Origin of the sequence: Conexibacter woesei DSM 14684 (genome assembly GCF_000025265.1) — a bacterium.
Classification (GTDB): Bacteria; Actinomycetota; Thermoleophilia; order Solirubrobacterales; family Solirubrobacteraceae; genus Conexibacter; species Conexibacter woesei.
On sequence record NC_013739.1, the window covers coordinates 2,727,540 to 2,747,871 of the forward strand.

Annotated in this window: 9 protein-coding genes; 2 read left to right on the forward strand and 7 right to left on the reverse strand. The window is 71.9% G+C overall.

The features are described 5' to 3' along the window. Positions 1-4 precede the first annotated feature (4 nt). Both CWOE_RS12785 and CWOE_RS12790 read left to right on the forward strand, forming a co-directional pair. Positions 5-1,153, forward strand: a complete 1,149-nt coding sequence (locus CWOE_RS12785) for a glycoside hydrolase family 76 protein (protein ID WP_201447217.1) — start codon at positions 5-7, stop codon at positions 1,151-1,153. A 42-nt stretch (positions 1,154-1,195) separates the two neighbouring features. Continuing rightward, positions 1,196-3,439 carry a molybdopterin-dependent oxidoreductase gene (locus tag CWOE_RS12790; protein ID WP_012934037.1) on the forward strand — a complete coding sequence of 748 codons (2,244 nt, stop codon included), beginning with the start codon at positions 1,196-1,198 and terminating at the stop codon, positions 3,437-3,439. Here CWOE_RS12790 and CWOE_RS12795 read toward each other — a convergent pair. The 7 genes from CWOE_RS12795 to CWOE_RS12825 are packed head-to-tail and all read right to left on the reverse strand — an operon-like array spanning position 3,436 to position 20,257. Next, on the reverse strand, positions 3,436-3,855 hold the full coding sequence (locus tag CWOE_RS12795) for a hypothetical protein (RefSeq protein ID WP_012934038.1): 420 nt from the start codon (positions 3,853-3,855) through the stop codon (positions 3,436-3,438). The two genes, CWOE_RS12790 and CWOE_RS12795, sit on opposite strands and share 4 nt — an antisense overlap. Further along, on the reverse strand, positions 3,855-4,898 hold the full coding sequence (locus CWOE_RS12800; RefSeq protein ID WP_012934039.1) for a hypothetical protein: 1,044 nt from the start codon (positions 4,896-4,898) through the stop codon (positions 3,855-3,857). The genes CWOE_RS12795 and CWOE_RS12800 overlap by 1 nt, the downstream gene beginning before the upstream one ends. Further along, complete coding sequence (locus CWOE_RS33470) at positions 4,891-8,421, reverse strand: beta-propeller fold lactonase family protein (RefSeq protein ID WP_012934040.1); 3,531 nt, start codon at positions 8,419-8,421, stop codon at positions 4,891-4,893. Before CWOE_RS33470 ends, CWOE_RS12800 begins: the two co-directional genes overlap by 8 nt. Next, positions 8,418-12,503, reverse strand: a complete 4,086-nt coding sequence (locus CWOE_RS12810) for a hypothetical protein (protein WP_012934041.1) — start codon at positions 12,501-12,503, stop codon at positions 8,418-8,420. The genes CWOE_RS33470 and CWOE_RS12810 overlap by 4 nt, the downstream gene beginning before the upstream one ends. After that, positions 12,484-14,640: a hypothetical protein gene (locus tag CWOE_RS12815; RefSeq protein ID WP_012934042.1), complete on the reverse strand. Its 2,157-nt coding sequence runs from the start codon at positions 14,638-14,640 to the stop codon at positions 12,484-12,486. Before CWOE_RS12815 ends, CWOE_RS12810 begins: the two co-directional genes overlap by 20 nt. Then, the gene (locus CWOE_RS30640; protein WP_012934043.1) at positions 14,637-18,926 is read right to left on the reverse strand and encodes a DUF6603 domain-containing protein; all 4,290 of its coding nucleotides are present in this window, start codon (positions 18,924-18,926) and stop codon (positions 14,637-14,639) included. The genes CWOE_RS12815 and CWOE_RS30640 overlap by 4 nt, the downstream gene beginning before the upstream one ends. Continuing rightward, the gene (locus CWOE_RS12825) at positions 18,923-20,257 is read right to left on the reverse strand and encodes a hypothetical protein (protein WP_012934044.1); all 1,335 of its coding nucleotides are present in this window, start codon (positions 20,255-20,257) and stop codon (positions 18,923-18,925) included. Before CWOE_RS12825 ends, CWOE_RS30640 begins: the two co-directional genes overlap by 4 nt. Positions 20,258-20,332 lie beyond the last annotated feature (75 nt).

Consider the following 20,332-nt stretch of genomic DNA (forward strand, 5'->3'; position numbering starts at 1 on the left):
GTGGATGAGAGCAGTGCGAACGGCCGTGCTCGGCGCGGCCGCGGTGACGGTGCTGGCGCTCGGCGCCGGGACGCAGACGGCGGGCGCCTACGGAGGCGGCCACGGCGGCGGTGGCCATGGCGGCGGACCCGGCCACGGCGGCGGCCACGGCCAGCAGGGCGCGCGCGAGCGCGCGACGGCGGCGGTCGAGGCGATGATGGGCTTCTACGACCACAGAAGCGGGCGCTTCCAGCTGGAGCGGCCGTGGTGGCAGTCGGGCAACGCGCTGCAGGCGCTGCTCGACTACACGAAGCAGACGGGCTCGCGCAGATACTGGTGGGCGATCGACAACACGATCGAGGTCCAGCGCAAGGAGTACATGTTCGGCGAGTTCCGCGCCGACTCGACCGACGACACCGGCTGGTGGGCGCTCGCGATGACGCGCGCGTGGGACGTCACGCGCAACCCGAAGTACCTCGAGATCGCGAAGATCGACGAGGAGTACATCCGCGACTACTGGGACGACGTCTGCGGCGGCGGCGTCTGGTGGGACATCCCGCAGCGGACCTACAAGAACGCGATCAGCATCGAGCTGTACATCAAGCTGACGGCCGCGCTGCACAACCGCGTCCGCGGCGACCGCGTCTACCGCGCCCGCGCGATCGAGGCGTGGGAGTGGCTGAAGAGCAGCGGGATGCTGAACGGCGACAACCTGTTCAACGACGGTCTCAACACCCAGGACGGCGGCTGCCAGAACAACGGCGGCACGACCTGGACGTACAACCAGGGCGTGATCCTCGGCGGCCTCGCGGAGCTGTACAGAGCGACCGGCGACCGGCGCCTGCTGGCCGACGCGCGCAAGATCGCCGACGCGGTCCTGCGCAGCCCGCAGCTGAACCCGAACGGGATCCTGACCGAGCCGTGCGAGTGGGAGGGGACCTGCAACTGGGACCAGCCGGCGTTCAAGGGCATCTTCGCCCGCAACCTCGCCGAGCTGGACGACCTGCTGCCCGGCCACCCGTACCGCGGCTGGCTGCGCGCGCAGGCGAGATCGGCCTACGACCACGCGCGCAACGACGCCGACCAGTACGGCCTCGACTGGGACGGGCCGTTCGACACCACCGACATCGCCCGGCAGGAGTCGGCCGCCTCACTGCTGATCGCCGTCCTGTGACAAACCGGTGCGCTGCGGCCGGCACGGGTGTAGGCTCGCCCCGTGTCGGTCACGGCGTACCGGACCTGTCCCTTGTGCGAGGCCACCTGTGGCCTCGAGCTGACGCTTGACGAGAGCGGCGCGGTGGAGCGCGTGCGCGGCGACGCCGACGACGTCTTCTCGCGCGGCTTCCTGTGCCCGAAGGGCGTCTCGATCAAGCAGCTGCACGACGATCCCGACCGGCTGCGGACGCCGCTCCGCAGGACGGCGAACGGGAGCTTCGAGCCGTGCTCCTGGGAGGAGGCGTTCGCGCTCGTCGCGGCCGGCCTCGAAGGCGTCAGAGCGCGCGGCGGCGCCGACGCGGTCGCGCTCTACATCGGCAACCCGAGCGCCCACAACATGTCCGCGCTGCTGTACGGCCGCGCGCTCGCGAAGGGCCTCGGCAGCAGAAACGTCTACTCGGCGAGCACGGTCGACCAGTACCCCAAGCAGCTCGCCTCGGCGCTGATGTTCGGAACCGCGACGACCGTCGCCGTCCCCGACCTCGACCGCACCGACCACCTGCTCGTGCTCGGCGCCAACCCGCTCGCGTCCAACGGCTCGCTGATGACCGCGCCGGACGTGCGCGGCCGGCTGCAGGCGATCCAGGCGCGCGGCGGGAAGGTCGTCGTCGTCGACCCGCGCCGCTCGCGCACCGCGCGCGCTGCCGACGAGCACGTGCCGATCCGGCCGGGGACCGACGCGCTGCTGCTGATCGCGATGGTCGCGGTCCTGTTCGAGGAGCAGCTGGTCGCGCCGGGGCGGCTGGAGCCGCTCTGCGACGGCCTCGGTGAGCTGCGCGCGCTCGCCGCGCCGTTCGCGCCGGAGCGGGTCGCGGCGGCGACGGGCATCCCAGCGCCGACGATCCGGCGCCTCGCGCGCGATCTGGGGGCAGCCGAGCGTGCCGTCGTCTACGGGCGGATGGGGACGACGACGCAGACGTTCGGGACGACCGCCTCGTGGCTGGTCGACGTGCTCAACGTGCTGACGGGCAACCTCGACCGCGCGGGCGGCGCGATGTTCCCGCTGCCGGCGATCGGGGGCTCGAACTCGCGCGGCGAGCCGGGGCGCGGGCGCGGCGCGCGGACCGGCCGCTGGAGCAGCCGCGTGCGCGGGCTGGGGGAGGTCTTCGGCGAGCTGCCCGTCGCCTGTCTCGCGGAGGAGATCGAGACGCCGGGCGACGGCCAGGTGCGCGCGTTGATCACGCTCGCCGGCAACCCCGTCGTCTCGACGCCGAACGCCGGCCGGCTCGACGGCGCGCTCGCCGCGCTCGACTTCATGGTCAGCGTCGACCTCTACGTGACCGAGACGAGCCGGCACGCCGACGTGATCCTGCCGGCGCCCTCGCCGCTGGAGCGCGCGCACTACGACCTCGCGCTGTACGGCTTCGCGATCCGCAACGTCGCCAATTACTCGCCCGCGGTGCTGCCGATCGGCGACGGCATGCAGGACGAGTGGCGGACGCTGCTGCGGCTGGTGGGGATCGCCGTCGGCCAGGGAGCCGGCGCGGACGTCGACGCGATCGACGACTTCGTCGCGCTCGACGTGCTGCGGCGGGAGACCGCGACGGCCGGCTCGCCGGTCGCCGGGCGCGACCCGGCCGAGCTGCTGGCGGCGCTGGCGCCGCGCCGCGGTCCCGAGCGGCTGCTCGACGCGCTGCTGCGCACAGGGCCGTACGGCGAGGGCTTCGGGCGCGACCCGGACGGCCTCTCGCTGGCGGCGCTGGAGGCGGCGCCGCACGGGATCGACTTCGGCGCGCTGGAGCCGCGGCTGCCGGACGCGCTGCGGACCGCGAGCGGGCGGATCGAGCTGACGCCGCCGCAGCTGGTCGCCGACGTCGCGCGGCTGCACGCCGCGCTCGACGCGCGCGCGGAGGACGGGGCGATGGTGCTGATCGGCCGGCGCGACCTGCGCTCGAACAACTCGTGGATGCACAACCTGCCGCTGCTCGTGCGCGGCCCGGAGCGCTGCACCGTCCTGGTCCACCCCGACGACGCGGCGCGGCTCGGCCTGACCGACGGGGCGCCGGCGCGCGTGCGCTCGCGCGTCGGCGCGATCGAGCTGCCGGTCGAGGTCGACGACGCGATCATGCCGGGCGTCGTCTCGATCCCGCACGGCTGGGGCCACGGCGTCGACGGCGTCGGCTGGCGCGTCGCCTCCGCCCACGGGGGCGCGAACTCGAACGTGCTCGCCGACGAGCTGGAGGTCGACCCGGTCTCCGGCAACGCCGTCCTCAACGGCATCCCGGTCTCGCTGGCGCCCGCCTAGAACGTCCGCGTCACCAGAACGTCCGGGCGCATTCTGACCGCTTCCCACGGCTCGTCGAACGTCGAGTTCGGGAACGTGTCGAAGAGGACGCCGTCCGCGGCGGGGACCGCGATCACCGGCGTGATCGTCGCATCGGGCGGCGGCGCCGTCGCGCCCTGCCACCAGCGCATCGTCATGCTCGACACGAAGCCCGCTCTCCACGTGACCATCACGAGCACCGCCAGGTCCGGCCGGTAGACGGGGCTTCTGGCGTTCGGCGGCGGCGGGAAGATGATCGTGCTCTCGGCGTCGTAGCCGGGGACGTTGAACGCGAACCAGCCGTCCGTCGGCATGTTGCGCATCTGCACGCCGATCCCGAACCGCAGCGTGTCCGGCGGTCCGGCGACGGGTATCGTCTGCTCCCAGTTCGGCGCCATCAGTACTGGAACGGGATCGAGCCGACGACCTGCATCCGCGTCGCCTTGAATCTGGCGCCGCGCTTGTTCGATTCGTAGAGGTCCAGCTCGACCGCCGGACGGTGCCCGTCGGCGGGCGCGCTGCGCAGCGTCTCCTCCTCGACGCCGATGATCGGCATGATGTTCGCGCCCTTCGGCGGTCTCGTCGCGCCCTGCCAGTAGCTGACGGATATGCTCGATCTGAAGCCTCTTCTCCAGGTCAGCGTCAGCATGATGCTCGTCCCCGACTTGGGGATTCTGACCTTCTGGTCGGGCGGGTCCGGCACCACGAGCGTCGAGCCGGCGTCGTAGCCGGGGACGCTGAACGCGAAGAAGCCGTCGGTCGGCATGTCCTTGAACTTGACCCCGATGTTGAACTCGCCGCCCTCTCTGGCGCCCTCGATCGGCTCGGTCACCGTCCACGTCGGGCCGGCGCTGGAGACGTCGATCGTGTTGCGCCACGCCATGTTCGGATGCGAGCGGACGTACTCGGCCAGCTCCTCCCACGTGCCCATCGAGCCGACCGGCTTGGGCGATCTCGGCGGGTAGCTGAGCGGCGGGTTCTCGGCGAACGCGATCATGCAGAAGTGCGCGCCCGCGTTGGGCGCGTCCGCCTGCCAGTGGAAGACGGGCGTCGAGACGCCTATCGCGCCCGGGTCGAGGTCGGTGATCTCGACCCAGTTCTGCGGCTGCTCGGGGTCGTTGATGAAGATCCCGCCCTGTCTCCAGTCCTGCGGCCATATGACCGCGTTGGAGCTCGCGTAGTAGAGCCACAGCCGTGCGTCGAGCTTGCCGGCCGTCGTGTTCAGCCCGCGGACGTAGACGTAGTTCAGCTGTCTGACCTGGACGGTGTTGGCCTGCTCTCTGTCGTAGCTGGCTCTCGTCGTGAATATCGTCGGGTCCTCGGCCGGCCGCGTTCCGTTGGCGATGATGTCCGGCGAGTCGGTCCAGGCCAGGGACGATCTTCTGTCGGGCTGGTCGCCGAGGTAGTGGCGCAGGAACAGTCCTCTGTACGGGTCAGGCATCGGCGTGAACCTCCTCGAGTTCGATGACGTCGGGGTCGACCGGCAGGTCCTCCAGCGCGGACGGCTGCACCTGCGGAGCTATCGCGAGCGTTCCGGGCCCGTCGCCGTCGCCGACGTTGGCCGACAGCACCTGCGTCCCGGTCGGCGTGACGGCGACGCCGTACGGCAGCACGACGGCGCCGTCCCACGAGATCGTCTGGACCAGCCGCAGCGAGTCGGCGTCGAAGACGCGGATCCCGGACTGGACCCCGTCGGTCGCGAACAGGCGCGTGCCGTCGGGCGAGACGGTCAGGGCGTTGAGCGCGATCGAGCCGACCGACGGCAGCGTGACCGTCCGCAGCGTGCTTGCGACCGTCTCGACAGCCGTGATCGTGTTGCGCGTGCCGCTCTTGCCGAGCACGAAGACGCGCGTGCCGTCGGGGCTCGCCGCCGCCGACCCGACGGAGCCGGGGAGCGCCAGCGGGACCGGGTCGCGCTGGTAGCTGCCGTCTCTCTGGCGCGTGACGATCCACAGCTTTCTGTCGATCGAGCTGATCGCCCACGCCGTCGCCCCGTCCGGGCTCGCGAGCGCGAACGCGCCGGAGCTGCCCGCCGTCGTGAACAGCTCGACGACGCCGGCCGGTCTCGCCGTTCTTCTGGCGACGTCGACGGCGTACGGCAGCAGCGCGTGGCGGCGCTGGGCGTCGGCGGTCAGCACGAACAGCGTACGCGCGTCGGCGGAGACGGCGATCGCGCGCGGCGTCCCGCTCGTCTGTCTGGAGACGTCGATCGAGAACAGCGACGTGTGCTCGGTCGTCGAGACGACGTCGACGCGGGCCGTTCCTCTCGCGATCACGTACGCCGCTCTGTCGGCGATGCGCGGCGACGGCGCGATCGCGATCACCGGCGTCCCCTCGGACTGCTGCGTGACCGTCTGCGACGCCAGCTCGTAGACGTAGTACCCGGTCGACGGCGTCCCGCCGTCGAATCTGGTGAGCGCGTTGTGCCACACGAGCGCCTGCTTCGAGTCGGGCGTGACGGCGACGTCGGTCGTCTGCGCGCCGACCTCGACCGGCTGCGTCCGCTGCGTGTAGTTCGCCAGCGTGAGGAGGCCGACGTCGGCGGCGCCCTGCTCGGTCACGAGCGCGACGCCCGCGTCCGGTGAGACGGCGACGCCGGTGGCGCGGCGGCCTCTGCCGATCCGTCTCGCGAGCAGGCGGCAGCTGCGCGCGGAGCCGCCGAGCCCGAGCAGCGCGAGCGCGTCGCTGCCGCCCGCGTTGGCGACGAGCGCGTAGCCGCCGCCCGGCACGAGCGCGACCTCGCACGGAGCGCCGCCGACCTCCAGCTCCCGCCGCTCGGCGAGGTCGGGGTACTCGGCGTCGAACGCGTAGACGATCCCGCTGCCCTCGCAGACGACGAGCACGACGCGCTCGTCCCCGGTCACGGCCGCGCTGACCGGTCTTCTGTCGAAGCCTCTCAGCTCGTAGACGCGCTGGTGTCTGCCGCTGCTGCTGACGACGCCTATCACGGTGACGGTGTCGTCGCCGGCGTTGGGGACGAACAGCTGCGCGCCGCTCGGCGTGACGGCGACCGCGCGCGGGTCTCTGCCGACCGCGAGCGTCGCCGGTCTGCCGTATTCGCCGGAGCCGGCGCGCACGAGCACGACGAGCGTGCCGGCGCCGTCGTCGGCGGCGGTCACGACGTAGAGGTATCTGTCGTCGGGCGAGAGCGCGACCGCGCGCGGCGTCCCGCCGACGGTGATCGTCTGCGCGACCGCCAGCGAGTACGGCGGCCAGCCGCTGCCGGCGGTCACCGCCAGCACGCTGACGGTGCCGTCGCCGGCGTTGGCGACGGCCAGCTTCGTCCCGTCGCGCGTGAAGGCGAGCGCGACCGGTCTTCTGCCCGTCGCCACCGGCGAGCCGAGCGGCTTGTAGACGACCGTGTCGAGCGCGGTCACCGTGCCGGCGGCGGCGTTCGCGGCGACGGCGAAGCTGGCGGCCGGCGCGAACGCGACGTCGGTCGTCGGGCTCGCGGCCGGGTGGGCGGCGTAGAGCGGCGAGAACGCCGACAGCACGAGGCTGCGGCGGACGACGAGGTCCTGCGGCGTCTCGGCCGGCATCAGCGTCAGCATCTGCGGGCGCTCGATCGAGCGGCCGATCTGCGTCTGCGGCGCGTAGCGGTTGGGATCGGGGCCGGCGGTGCTGCTGACGAGCTCGACCTGGCCGCGCGTGTTGACGTTCCATGCGAGCTGGCAGATCAGCGGGAACTCCTCCGCGTAGATCGCGAACGGCTGCGCGCTGAAGTCGTCGATCACCGGCAGCACGGTCGCGGTCACCGGTGCCGACGCCTGGTTGCCCGAGCTGGCGCGTTCGATCCCTGTCGCGATCAGGTTGAAGTGCGTCGTCTCGCGGATCGTCGCTCTGAACGATCTTCTGTCTCTGACGTCGTGGTAGCCCGGCATCAGCGTCAGCCCGCCGGCGTCCTCGACGGTCCAGCTGATCGTCACCTCGGCGGAGCCGTCGTGCAGCACGACCGGATCCGGGGAGGCCGCGATCGACGTGATCTGCACGTGCGGGACCTTGCGCAGCGTCACCGCGTACGCGCCCGCTTGGTACCCGGGGACGCCGCTGTAGCTGACGACCATCAGCGTCGGGCCGCCCGCGAGCGTCGTGACGAGGTCCTCGACGCGCAGCTCGACGAGCCCGGTCTCCCCGAGGATCGGCGTGCCGGGCTCGGGCTGCAGCAGCCACGACGGGCTCTGCTGCGAGCCGCCGCGGGTGATCGTCCATCTGGCGGCGCCCTGCCCGCGCAGGACTCTGATGTCGGCGGCCTCTCTGCGCGTGCAGACGGCGCCGTAGCCGGGCCACGCGTCGGCGTAGACGAACGTGAGCGTGAACGCCGTCTCCTCGGTCGCTCTCACCTCTCGCGGTCTGGTGCCGGGGCCCAGCTCGAGCGAGAGCGTGTTGGCGACTGCCGGGAATCTGTCGTTGGACCCGATCAGGATCGGCTGCGCGACCGCCAGCGCGATCACCTCGTGGAGGTCGCCGCCGCCGTCGGGCGGCAGCTGCAGCACGACCGGGAACAGCGTCTGGACCGCGAGGTTGCCTCTCGTGACGCCGGCGACGCGGAACGACGCGAGCGTCAGGTCGACGCTTCTGCCGGCTGGCGGTCTCGCGAGCGCGACGTGGTCGATGTGCAGCTCGATCTTCGCCGCCGCTCTCTGCGTGAAGTCGGCGCCGGGGGCGAGGCAGATGCGGCGGTCCGCTCTCGTGGAGAGCGAGTCCCAGCCGTCGCCGCGGACGGTGATCGCGTCGAACTCGGCGTCGCTGAGCGCCAGCTCGGTCAGGTCGAGGTAGAGCAGCGAGCCGGTCGCGCCTCTCGCCTGGCCGTACGGGACCGGTCTGGCAGCGGCGAATCTCGTCTCGACGTTCGCCTCGATCGAGAGCACGAGTCTGTTGAGGCCGGGGTCGGCCGTGATCCAGATCGTGTTGGGCGCGTCCGGGTTGCCGAGCGCGATCGTGAACTGTGGGAACGAGCTGGTCATCGGTGGCTCCTCACTGCGGTGGTCTGCACGGCGAGCGCGTCGGCGAAGATGCCGTCGTTGAGGCCGTCGATCGCGTAGTAGTCGAAGAAGACGCGGCCCTCCGTCGCGTCGGCGGCGACGACGAGGTTCGTCACCGCGATCTCCAGCCCGCGGTCGGGCGCGAGCGCGACGCGGGCGGCCGGCGCCGCCGCCCAGTAGGCGCCGTAGCGCGGGCTGTCGAAGCACTGGAACGTCCAGCCCGGCGCGCTGAAGGCGACCCGCGGCACGTCCGCCTCCGCGACGAGGCGGCCGGAGTGGACGTAGAAGACCGAGCCGGCGGGCGTCGTGCCCTCCGGGACCGGCGCGCCCGCGTCGAACGCGATCGGCCGGCGGCTGCGGTTGACGACGTGCAGCGTCAGCGCGTTCGCTCTGCCGGCGACGACGATCGGCTTCTCCTCGGCGTCGAGCAGGTCGAAGCTCAGCAGCACGGGGTTGAGCCGCAGCCACCCCTCGGTGATCTGCTGCGGCGTGTACGACCAGACCGCTCTGCCGGCCGGCTGGTCGATCTCCGGCGTGACCGACCACGCGCGCACGTCGTCGTCGAGCCGCACCTGCTCGACCCAGGAGGTCTGGAAGCCCGGCTCCTGCGGGATCGGCAGCGCCAGCCCGCCGTCGCCGCGCAGCACCGGCGCGGTGAAGAACGACAGGTCGAGCGTGCTGAGCGCGCCGTTGACCTGGTCGGGCGCGAGCGCCAGCGACGCGGTCGGCAGGTAGCCGGTCGTCGCGTGGACGGCGCCGCGCGGGTCGAGCAGCATCAGGACCCGCTCGGTGCGGTCGTCCTCGCTGTCGAGCGTCGGCGTCACGCGCAGCGACAGTGTCTCCTGTCGCGGCGGCACGACGCCTCTGCTCGCGCCCGTGGCGGCGCCCTGGGAGTAGAACGTCGCGAGGTCGTACTCCTCGCCGGACTGCTTGAAGTAGCCGATCAGGCCGTCGGCGAGCCGTCTGAGGTTGCCGAGCACGACCGGCAGCTCGACGTCGGTGAGACCGTCGTCGGTGTCTCTGTCGGACATCGCGTCCCAGCCGAGGTCGCGCAGCGGGCGCCCTTCGACCTCCAGCCGCAGGGCCGCCTGCGCGAGCGCGATCGGCCGCCCGACGAGCGCGACGAGGCCGGTGTCGGTCGCGATCGGGGTCGGGTCGACGTTGGAGGCGACCGTGTCGAGCGCTCTCCAGAAGGCGGTGAAGAACGCTCTGGTGGAGCCGGCGAGCGCGAGCGCGAGCGCCCGCAGATGCGGGTCGGCCAGCTCCAGCGCGACCTCGATCGGCTGGTCGATCGCGCGCTCGTCGCCGGGCGCCGACATCCAGTCGACGGCGGGGCCGCCGGCGTCGTGGACGAGGAACAGCGTCCCGAGCGCGCGCCCGCCCGCGTCGTAGAGGAAGAGGCTCCCGTCGAGGTGGTCGGGCACGAGCCAGCCGCAGACCGGCGAGGTCGCCGGCGGGTTCGTCGTCTGCTCGCGGCGGGCGGTGTCGGCGCCGAGCCAGCGGAACAGCAGCCGGTTGCGCTGCGCGATCCGCGGCGGCAGCCAGGCGACCGACGGGACCGGTCTGTCGTCGACGACGGTCCGCATCGCGTCGGCGACGGCCAGCTCCGGGATCTCGACCGCGCGCTTCTGCCCGTAGGCGTCGACCAGCTCCAGCGACAGCTTCAGCCAGCCGGCGCGCAGCGGGTTGAAGTCGCCGTTGAAGTCGGGGCCGACGGTGTTCGCGTGGGCGACGACCGGGTTGACCTCGGTCGTGAAGTCCTCGTAGGTGCTGCCGGCCGGGACGGCGACGTCGAGCTGGAGGCTCTGGCGGCGCATCGTCAGCAGGTTCGTGAAGCCGCTCAGCGGCGCCGTCACGAACTCGGCCGCGCGCAGCTGTCTCAGCACCTCCGAGAGCGTCGGGTCGGTGTGCGTGTCGAGGTACGCCTTCAGCAGTCTCGCGAGCGTCTCCGGCGCGGTCGGCGACAGCGTCGCGTCGGCGCGGTAGGTCTGCGGGAATCTCGCCGTCGCGGGGTCGACGTGGACGCCTCTTCTGCCCGGCGCGTAGGAGATCGCGCCGCCGGCGTCCTGGTCGAGCGTGAAGTTGTCGGCGAAGAACGTGGGCGGGTAGTCGACCGCTCTGCCCCGCACGTCGGTCTGATGCAGCGGCAGCCACTGCGCTCTCCAGCTCGCGAACAGCGGCAGCCAGACGCCCGGCTCGAACCAGTTGACCTCGACGGGCGACGGCGGCGCGCCGGTGAACGTCCAGACGTCCTGCTGCTCGCCGGCGAGCGCGCGCTCGAGCGCGGTCCGCAGCGCCCGCTCCTCGCCGCCCGCGATCGCCGCCGCGAGCCGCGTGTCGAGCAGGCACGCCTCGCGCAGCAGCGTCGTCGCCAGCTCCGCGCGCGGCAGCCCCGCGGGGGCGCGGACGGCGGTGAAGCGGCTCGCGTCGATCGCTCTGCCGCGGACCGTCTCGGCGCTCAGCAGCCGGTCGCTCGTGCGGCAGACGAGCACCTGCTCGTCGTCGAAGCGGCCGTCGCCGCCGTGGCGCGGCGGCAGCTCCAGGCCCTCGCCGGTCAGCAGCACGACCGGGTCGCTCGGCTGCTGGAAGCGCTCGACCGGGGACTCGTCGAGTCTCATGCCGGGCGCCAGCCGGCCCTGCACGAGCGCCAGCTGCGCGGCGACGCGTCTGGCCAGCTCGGCGCACTCCGCCTCCAGCGGCTCCCAGGCGCCGTAGCGCTCGTAGGCGATCATGTACGCCTCGTTGCGGCGCGCTCTGTCGACCTCGAAGATGCGGTACCAGTCGGCGAACAGCTGCCAGCGCAGCCACTGCGCGTGCGCGCTGCACTGCGCGTGCTGCTCGCTCAGCTCGTTGAGCAGGTTCAGCTCGTCGGCGAGCGCGGGCGTCAGCTCGACGGCCGGCGCATCCGGGTCGAGCGGGACGATCTCGTGCACGACCGCGGTCGTCGCCTGCGCGTACTCGGCGTCGTGGAGCGCCTCCGCGAGCGCGGTCAGCTGGTCGGGCCGCGGTTGGGCGAAGGCGTCGAGCAGGCCGAGCTGGAAGCCGGTCAGCAGCGACTCGAACAGCGGCGTGCCGGGGTGGTCGCGGGCGGTGAAGTAGGCGGCGAGCGCCTCTGCCGGCGTGTTGCCGAGCGCGGCCTCGGCTCTCAGCGGCTCGCGCACCTGCCGGCCGAGCACGTAGCGCGTTCTCGGGTCCCACGCGATCCCCTCGACGCTGCCGCTGCAGAGGCTGAATGACGGGCTGCCGTCGCCGTCGTAGGTCCAGCCGTAGCGCTCGGTCAGTCTCGCGGCGGTCGCGCCCGGCTGGACCGGGTCGAGTCTCGGGTCGTCGTACCAGCCGACGACGGCGTAGGCGATCTGCGCCGGTCTGCCGAGCGGGCCGAGGTCGGCGAGCGTGTCGTGGAAGCCGAAGACGCTGGAGCACGCCGGGTAGTAGGCGGCGAAGCCGACCTCGCCGTTGGCGACGGCGGTCAGCTCGGTGCCGGCGACCTCGCGCAGCGACGGCGCCGGTCTGACCGACGCGGGCGTCCAGGCGTCGTCGAGCGCGTGCCAGCGGCCGAGGTAGCCGAAGTCGCCGCTGGCGCCGAGTCTGCCGCGGACGCCGGGGCGGGCGTTGGCGCGGCCGGCTCTGTCGCCGGTCGGGACCGTCACCGGCGCCTGGCCTGACGGTCTCGCGCTCAGCACCACGTCGCTCTCGACAAGCCAGCTGCGCGAGCGCGCCTCGGTGCCGTCGAGCGCGAGCCGCGTCACGAGCCAGCGGTTCGGTGCGGCGGGGAAGTCGAGCGCGCCGTCGGTGACGGCCGCGTGCGTGAGACCGTCCGGCAGCGCCCAGTGGAGGTGGACGCCCGTCCCCAGCTGCTGCCACGGGACCTCGCCGTAGCCGCGCGCGACGTTCGCGCCGAGGAATGCCTCGCGCGCTCTCGTGACCTGTCTGGTGTAGACGGCCGTCGCGCCCGCGAACGAGCCGGTCGCTCTGTCGGCGTCCTCGACGCCGACGCACAGCGCCACGACGTCGACGGGGACGACGAGCCCGAGCGGCGCGGGATCAGACGTCGGCGAACTCAACGCGGACCACCCCCTTGACCAGCTCGAGCGCCAGCTCGGCCGACGTGAACGTTCTGATGCCCTGTCTGAAGCGGTCGTTGAGCGCCTCTCTGACGGTGTCGGCCGCGGCGGCGACGCGCAGCGTCCGCAGGTCGGCGCGCGCGGGCACCGGCGCGGTCGCCCACCCTCTCGTCTGCGGGTCTCTCAGCTGCCGGCCGGGCGTTCTGCCGGTCACGTCGCGCAGCGTCGTCGTGAAGTGGCCGGGTCTGCCCTCGACCCCGCAGTGCAGCTGCTCGGGCGGCTCGTGGATCGCGACCGCCGCGACGGTGCCGTCGAACAGGCACAGCAGCACGTCGCCGGAGAGCCGCGCCATCCGCAGCTTCGGCACTTCGACCGTCATCTCGGCGTCCTCGTAGCCGCAGACGCCGAGGCTCGACCAGCCCGAGACGACCTGCGAGCGGAGCAGGAATCCCGTCATCTCGTTGTTCGCGTTGACGTGGTTGCTCGCCGGCCGCGGGTTCGGCCGCAGGCCGCGCGCGGCCGCGATCGAGCGGTCGAGCGCGACCGGCGCGGCGAGCAGGTCGAGTCTCTGCTCGCCGGTGCTCGCGCGGCCGATCGAGCAGGCGCCGTCGAGCAGAGCGACGAGCCACGAGCGGTCGACGTGGAACGCCCGCAGCGACTCCGGCGGCAGCATCTGCTCGTCGGCGACGAGGTAGTTGAACGGGACGCCGTTGAGAAGCCGCAGTGCGGCGAGCCAGTCGGTCACGAGTCTCGGCGGCTCGTCAGGGTCGCCGGCCGCGAGCAGGTGCTCTTCGCGCCGGCGCGTCACGCTCGGCAGCGCGTCGCCGAGCAGCCTGCCGATCAGCGCCTGCTCCTCCGCGATCGCCCGCGCCGTGCGGATTCTGCGGCGCCAGTTGTAGAGCGCGATCGCGTACTCGCTGCTCTGCAGCGCGAGCAGCTGTCCGAGCTGCCAGGCGGCGGCGTAGGAGACGTCGAACATGCCCGTCTGCGGGTTGTAGCGGTTGGCCTCGTCGGGGCACGAGATCGGCGCTCTGACGCCGGTCGCGACGCGGAACGGCGTCAGCGGACCGCGGTACCAGGAGACCGTCTCGCCGGCGAAGCGCAGGTGCTCGCCGAGCGCGACGTAGCCCATCCCGATCGCGTTGTCGACGAGCACGCGCGCGCCGCCCGCGTCGAGCGTGCCGTCGGCCTGCGCCGCCATCGCGGCGGCGACCGCGGCCGGTCTCGGCGCGGCGCCCTCGCGGTACGGCAGCCGCAGCGCGGAGACGCGTCTGGCGCGGTCCTCCGGCGGCGCGTTGAGTTGCTCCAGCAGGCCGAGGAACGTCTCACCCATCGTCGTGGCGGTGAAGCTCCAGGCGCGCAGGACGGTCAGCCGGATCGCTCTCGCGTCGCCGAACGCGGCGCTCTTGGTGCCATCGTCGGCGGGCAGCAGCGGCCCGAGGTGCTCGAGCGAGACGAGCATCGCGTGGGCACGCGCGTCGTCCTGCGGCACGCGGTTGCCGAGCACGAGCGCGCGGTCGACGATCGCCGCCGCGGTGTCCTCGACGTCGAGCGTGTCGCTTCTGCGGATGTGCGCGAGGTAGGGGAGGTCGCGGGCGCTCGGCGCGACGCGGCTGAAGAGGTCGGCCGAGAGGTCGATCGTCGTGCACTCCTGGTCCGGTCTCTCGCCGTAGTCGAGCGGGTTGATGCCGGGGTAGGAGAGCGTCCCGGACGGCAGTCTGCCGAGGCCGGTCGCTCTCGACCCGCGGACCGTGATCGGCTCGTCGAGTCTGATCAGGTCGGCGGCCGTGCGGGTTCTCTGCTCGGGCACGTCGGCGTCGTCGAACAGCAGCACGGCGAGCCACGGCGCGGCGGTGTCGCCCGCCACCGACGTGCGCTCCCACGGCAGCGTCGGGTGCGTCAGCACGACGTGCGGCAGCGCGCCGCTGTACTCGCCGTTGGCGAGGTCGGGCGGGAAGACGGCGGCGACGTCGGCGGGGTCGAGCGCGAAGCGCTCGCCGGCGACGGCGAACTGGCGCGTGATCGGGAAGTGGTTCGGCGCCGCCTGGTTGACGGTCTGCTCGACTCTGACCGTGTACGTGCCCGAGCGCAGCGGCGGCACGTCGTACTGGACGAACTCGACCTCGCGCTCGCTCATCGCTGCTCTCCCAGCAGGCGCAGCCGCGGCGACGCCTGCAAGCCGGCGGTCGTGCGGCTGGTCAGCTCGCGCACGTCGAGCGCGCTCGGCACCTCCATCCCGGCGGCGGCCGCGGCGGCCGCGAGCAGCGGGCGGTTGGCGCGCGCGGGCGCGACGTCGACCGTGCCCCAGACCGTCTCGTCTCTGAACGGATCGCCGGACGGCGCGCTCGGGTTGCTGAAGACGAGCGGCTCGACCTGCGGCGCGGTCGTGTAGTCGAGGTATCTGAGCGGGATCGGCAGCGTGTGCTCGGGGTCGGGGCCGACGCCGGTGAGCGTGCAGCCGACCGCGACGTCGTCGATCGTCGTCCCTCTCACCGGGTCGACGTCGAGCGGCACGCCGTTGCGGTCGAATCTGCGTCTCTCCCACAGCGCCTTCGGGATGTTGCGCAGCAGCGGCGTCGCGGCGAAGCGCGCGTCCTCGTCGCTTTCGATCGTGACAGCGTGGGTGGAGGCGAATCTGTCGCTGGCGGTGGCGGTCGGGCCGATCCCGAAGTTCGTGTTCGGCGTCGTCGCGAGGCCGGGCGGGGCGGCGATGTTCGCGCTGTACTCGAGTCTCTTGGCCGGGATCGCCGTCTGCGTCGTGAGCTTCAGCTTCGCGCCGTTGACGACCCAGTTCAGCTCGCCCTCTCTCTCGCCGAGCTGCTGCAGCAGGCCGTCGGCGACCTGGATCTGCACGATCGCGGGCGGCGCTCTGACGGCCTCCAGCTCGCCGACCGCTCTCGCTCTCGGTCTCGCGCCGGTGTCGGGCAGCAGCCGCTCGACGAACTGGTCCCACTCGATTCTCGTGCTCGTGTCCTTGTCGCCGGCGCCGAAGCGGATCGTGAACGAGACGATCGAGAGGTCGACTATCGCCTTGCCGGCGAACTCCGGCCCCCAGATCTCGAGCCCGACGCCGAGGTGGGCGCTGATCGTGACGTGCGTGAAGAGCAGGTTGACGCGCACCGAGCAGCCGAGCTGGACGCCCGCGGAGATGTAGTAGTGGAACGGCTGGAAGACGAGCAGGAAGTCGGCCTGCACGACGAACCAGGCGCGCACCGATCCGCTCTGCCAGACGGCGCTCATGCCGCCGCCCGCCATCACCGCGCTCGACGTCAGCGCGAAGTAGAGGTTGCCGGTGATCTGCAGCTCGTCGGTGACCTTCCAGTCGAGCCCGAGGCGCGGCACCTGCGGATAGTGCGCCGGCGGCTGGTATCTCGGCGAGTAGCCGCCGAGCGTGACGACGAAGTCGCCCTCGTGGTCGCCCGAGAACCACGTCCAGAAGGCGAAGCCGCCGGTCAGCCGCGCTCTCTCGGACAGCACCCACGACTTCGACGTCAGCTGCCCGCTGACCGCGAGCAGCCCGCTTCTGGGCGAGAACGAGGCGATCAGCGCCAGCTGCGCCTGTGCGACCGGCGGCAGCGGTCTCGGCGGCAGCTGCACGGTCGAGAGGCCGAGCAGCGCTATCTCGACCTCGGTCCCGAACGCGAGCGTCAGCAGCGCGAACGTGTCGAGCAGCTCGAACGATCTGAAGCGGACGCCGAGCGCGAGCCAGTTCTGGCCCAGCGACGGCGCGACGAAGCCGCCGCTGGACAGCTCGCCGACGACTCTCGTGACCTCGGCGCCGATGTCTCTCGGGTTCGACGACGGCGGGTTGCCGGCGCCGACGGCCCACTGCACGAACGGGAATCTGTCGACCTTGTCGACGGTCGGCAGCACGAGCCGGCGGTTGAATCCGAAGCCGGCCGCGAGGCCGGTGACGAAGAACGCGGGCGGGCCGCCGAGCGGCGCGTTGAGGACCGCGTAGAGGAAGAACGACGGGTGGTTCTCGACCTCGCTGTAGGCGCCGATCGCGCCGACCTGGATCTCTCTGACCTTGAGCGACAGCAGGCCGGCGAAGTCGAGCGGTCTGAGCGACCCGACGAGCGCGCCGCTGATCGCGACCGGGTCGCGCTCGAACGTCAGCCCGAGCCCTCTGATCGTGAACTCGGGTCTGAAGTCGGTCAGCGGCGAGCCCATCCCGAGCCCGAAGACGGCGATCGTCAGGCCGCCGCCGGAGACCGACGCGTTCATCAGGAACCACAGCACGCCGTCGGCGTAGCGGACGCCGACCTTGTCGAACGAGACCGGCCCGAACGCCTGCTGGATGTTGAACCAGACGGTCCCGTCGGACGGCTCGGCACCGGCGCCGTTGCCGGCGACGGCGAGCAGGCCGGGGGTCGCGAGCTGACCGCTCGGTCTTCTGCCGCCGACCGAGAGCGCGAACGGCAGTCTGCTGCCGGCGACGTCGAGCGTCAGCGCCAGCCGCGCTCCGAGGCTGTCCGCGAGCGGGACCTCCGGCTTGTACGGGCCCTGCACGTATCTGGCGATCGATCTCTGCGCCGCTTCGTCGAGCGCGGTGTACATCAGCGCCTGGATCCCCTCGACCGCGAGCGTCGTGTCCGACGGCAGGATGTGGTCGATCAGCGGCAGGTTCGCGAGGTCGAGTCTGCGGTTGACCTGGACGCCGCCGAGGTAGCGCCACAGCTCGCCGCTCTTGAGCGCGACGAACAGCGCGTCGCCGTAGTTGACCGAGCTGGCCTCCAGCGCGAGCACGCTCTGCTGGACGGCGTAGGTCAGTCTCGCGGAGGCGAGCCCGAGGTCGAACGCTCTCGGTATGTCCGGCGCCGGCAGCGCGAGCGCGACGATCGCGTCTCTGAGGTTGAGGTAGTCCTCCTGCAGCGCGCGCCACTCCGCCAGCAGCGTCACGTCGCCTCTGACGATGTTCGCCTCGCCGCCGAAGAACGAGTTCGCGACTCTGAGCCCGCCGACGAGCTTGTACGTCTGCGTCGCGGAGTCGACCGTTCCCTGGAACGTGCTGTCGACGTGCGTGGCGAGGAACGGCAGCGGGAAACCGGCTCTGGCGGCGCCGTACAGCGAGTATTCGACTCTCTCGGCACCGGTCTTGACGAACGCGACGCCGAAGTCCTCGAAGTCGAGCGACAGCCACTCTCGCGGCAGCTCGAGCCGTCCGTTCGAGAGGCCGGAGACGACTCTGTTGAAGCTGACGGTGCCGTTGAAGCCGGCGGCGACGTCGAGCGATCTGTCCGCCGGCGCGTAGTCGACGGCGACCGAGAACTCGCCTTCGAACACTCTCGGGAAGAATCTGACGACGCCCGTGAACGTGTAGAGCATCAGCGCGTCGCCGAGCGGGTCGAGCACCGAGACGCCCATCGTCAGCGACTCGAGGCTGAGGTCGGCCCAGCCGAACGGGCCGGAGGAGCCGATCGTCGCGCCGACACTCGTGAGCGAGAGCGTTCTGCCGACCTCGACGTCGGCGAACAGCCCCTGCAGCGTGACCGCGCTGAAGACGGACATCAGCGGCGGCGGGATCGCGTTCACGAAGTCCGCGCCGCACAGCAGTCTCACGATCGTCGCGGGGGAGAGCGGCGCGCCTCTGTCCGGCACCCAGGCGAGGCTGACGCTGGGATCCTGCTCGACCGGGATCGAGGAGACGAAGTCACCGTACGGTCTGCCGTCGATCGACAGCGTCGTCGCGAACGCGAGCTGCGGGTAGGGGTCGAACCCCTCCTCGACGACCGTGTCGAGCGTGACGCGCGGTCTCGACAGCGTGAAGTGGGGGATCGCGACGCCGAACGCCAGCTCGGCGTCGAGCCGCAGCAGCGGCGTGCCGTCGTCGGGTCTGTCGAGCGCGGACGGGTCGACCGGGCCGATCAGGTCGGCTCTCGCGTTGGAGGAGGCGCCCTGCAGCAGCCCGGCGACGATCCCGAGCGGGCCGTCGAGCGTGACCGTGCCGGCGACCGCGGCGCCGCGATCGAGCGGGACGCTGCCGCCCTTCCATGGGAACGCGTCTCTGAGGGCGCTCGTGACGGCGTAGGCGGCGCCGGCGAGCGGCATCGCCTCCAGCATTCTGCCCGCGAGCAGTCTGAAGAAGGTGCCGAATCTCCAGCTCGCGCCGAGCGCCACGACGAGCCGCGCGTCGACCTCGCCGTCGGCCTGCTCGGTGAACGTGACCGCGACCGACGCGCCTCTGACGCCGGCGAAGTCGCCGGCGCCGGTCAGTGCGAGCGTCGTCACGCCGGGCGGCGGGACGGTGCCGCTGAACGCGATCTCGGGCGGCGCGGCCGTCACGAGCGCTCTCGTGAGGATCGCGTCGAGCCCGTCGCGCGGTCGCAGTCTCGCGTCCGCGAGCGTCTGCGCCGAGACGACGATCCTTCTGCTCGCGTCGACCTGGCGCTGGAGCACCGCCTGCAGGTCGGCGAGGCTCATACGTCCACCAACACCGCGAGGTGGTCGCTCGTGCTGTAGATCACGCCGAACTCCGGCCAGGTCTGGAACAGTCTCGCCATCGGCCCGATCACGCCGCCGCCGGGCGGGACGTAGCCGACCCCGACCGGGTTGGGCAACGTCGTCGGATTGGCGAGGTTGAGCGTCAGGTTGGCGGCGGCGGCCGGCGGTCTGATCCCCGTGTACGGCGTGCCGACGACGGTGTTGACGACGGTCGTGTCGAATCTCGCCGGTCTTCTCGCAGGCAGGACGTATCTTATGAACGCGTTGTCGATCGCGCCGACGTCGGTCGCTCTTCTGCCGCCGATCGCGGTCCCGCCCATGTAGCCCAGCCGCGGGTAGACGTTGTGGGTCGGGTCTCTCGGGACGCCGTTGTCGGTGTACGGCAGCGCCAGATCCGGCTTGATCAGGTGCGTCATGCAGTACGGCTCGCGCACCGCTCTGGGGCCGCCCGCGAAGTTCGGGTCGAGCGCCATCTCGTAGCCGGCCGCTCTGAGGCCGTTGTAGGCGGCGACGAAGAAGCCGAACGAGTCGACGTTGAAGTCGCCGATCACGACCGTCACCTCGTTCGCGGCCGGTGCCGCGATCCCGGGGATCGCGCTCAGCGCCCCGACGGCCACCGGGGCGCTCGCGGGGGAGGTGTGGATCGCGTAGATCTTCACCGTGCGTCCCGCACCGTCGAGGAACGTCACGTGGTAAGGGGCGCGGTCGTCGACGGTCGGGAAGTTGATCACCCCGCCGTATCTGTCTCTGAACGCCCACTGCGCCGCGCCCTGCCACTCCTGCACCGGTCTGAGGCCGTCGGTGAAGCCGGCGTTGAACGGCGTGCCGGGCACCGGCAGGCCCGCTCTCCAGGCGGCGGCGTAGCTTCTGAGCTGGCCGGAGGCGAGTGTCGCCGGGTCGGTCGACTGGTTGAGCCCGAGCGGCGGCAGGCACCACGCCCACGGCCCGGTGAATCTGAGCGTGGCGGAGTTGTAGAAGACCGCGACCGACTCGCGTCTGCCGTAGTTGCCGACCTTCAGCGGCGGCACCAGGCACCACGCCGGGCCGAGTCTTCTGCGGATCTTCGCGAGCAGCCGCAGGCAGGCGACGCCGACTCTTCTGGTCTGGTTGACGGGGATCCCCTGGAAGCCGACCTCTGGGGTGCGGTCGTAGACCTCGCCGACGACGAAGATGTCAGGCGGGTTCTGCGCCACGACCGTCAGGATGTGGGTTCTGCGCTCACGCGATCTCTGGCGTCTCGCGGCCGACGACGTGTCGTAGATCTTGTTGAGGCTGAAGTTGTTGATGTTCCAGTAGAGGACCCGCGTCATGGCGTGCAGCGGCCGCCGTCGTCAACACCCATCGCCCCGTGAAATCGCGCTCCGTCCAAGAGCGCGCCGATGCCG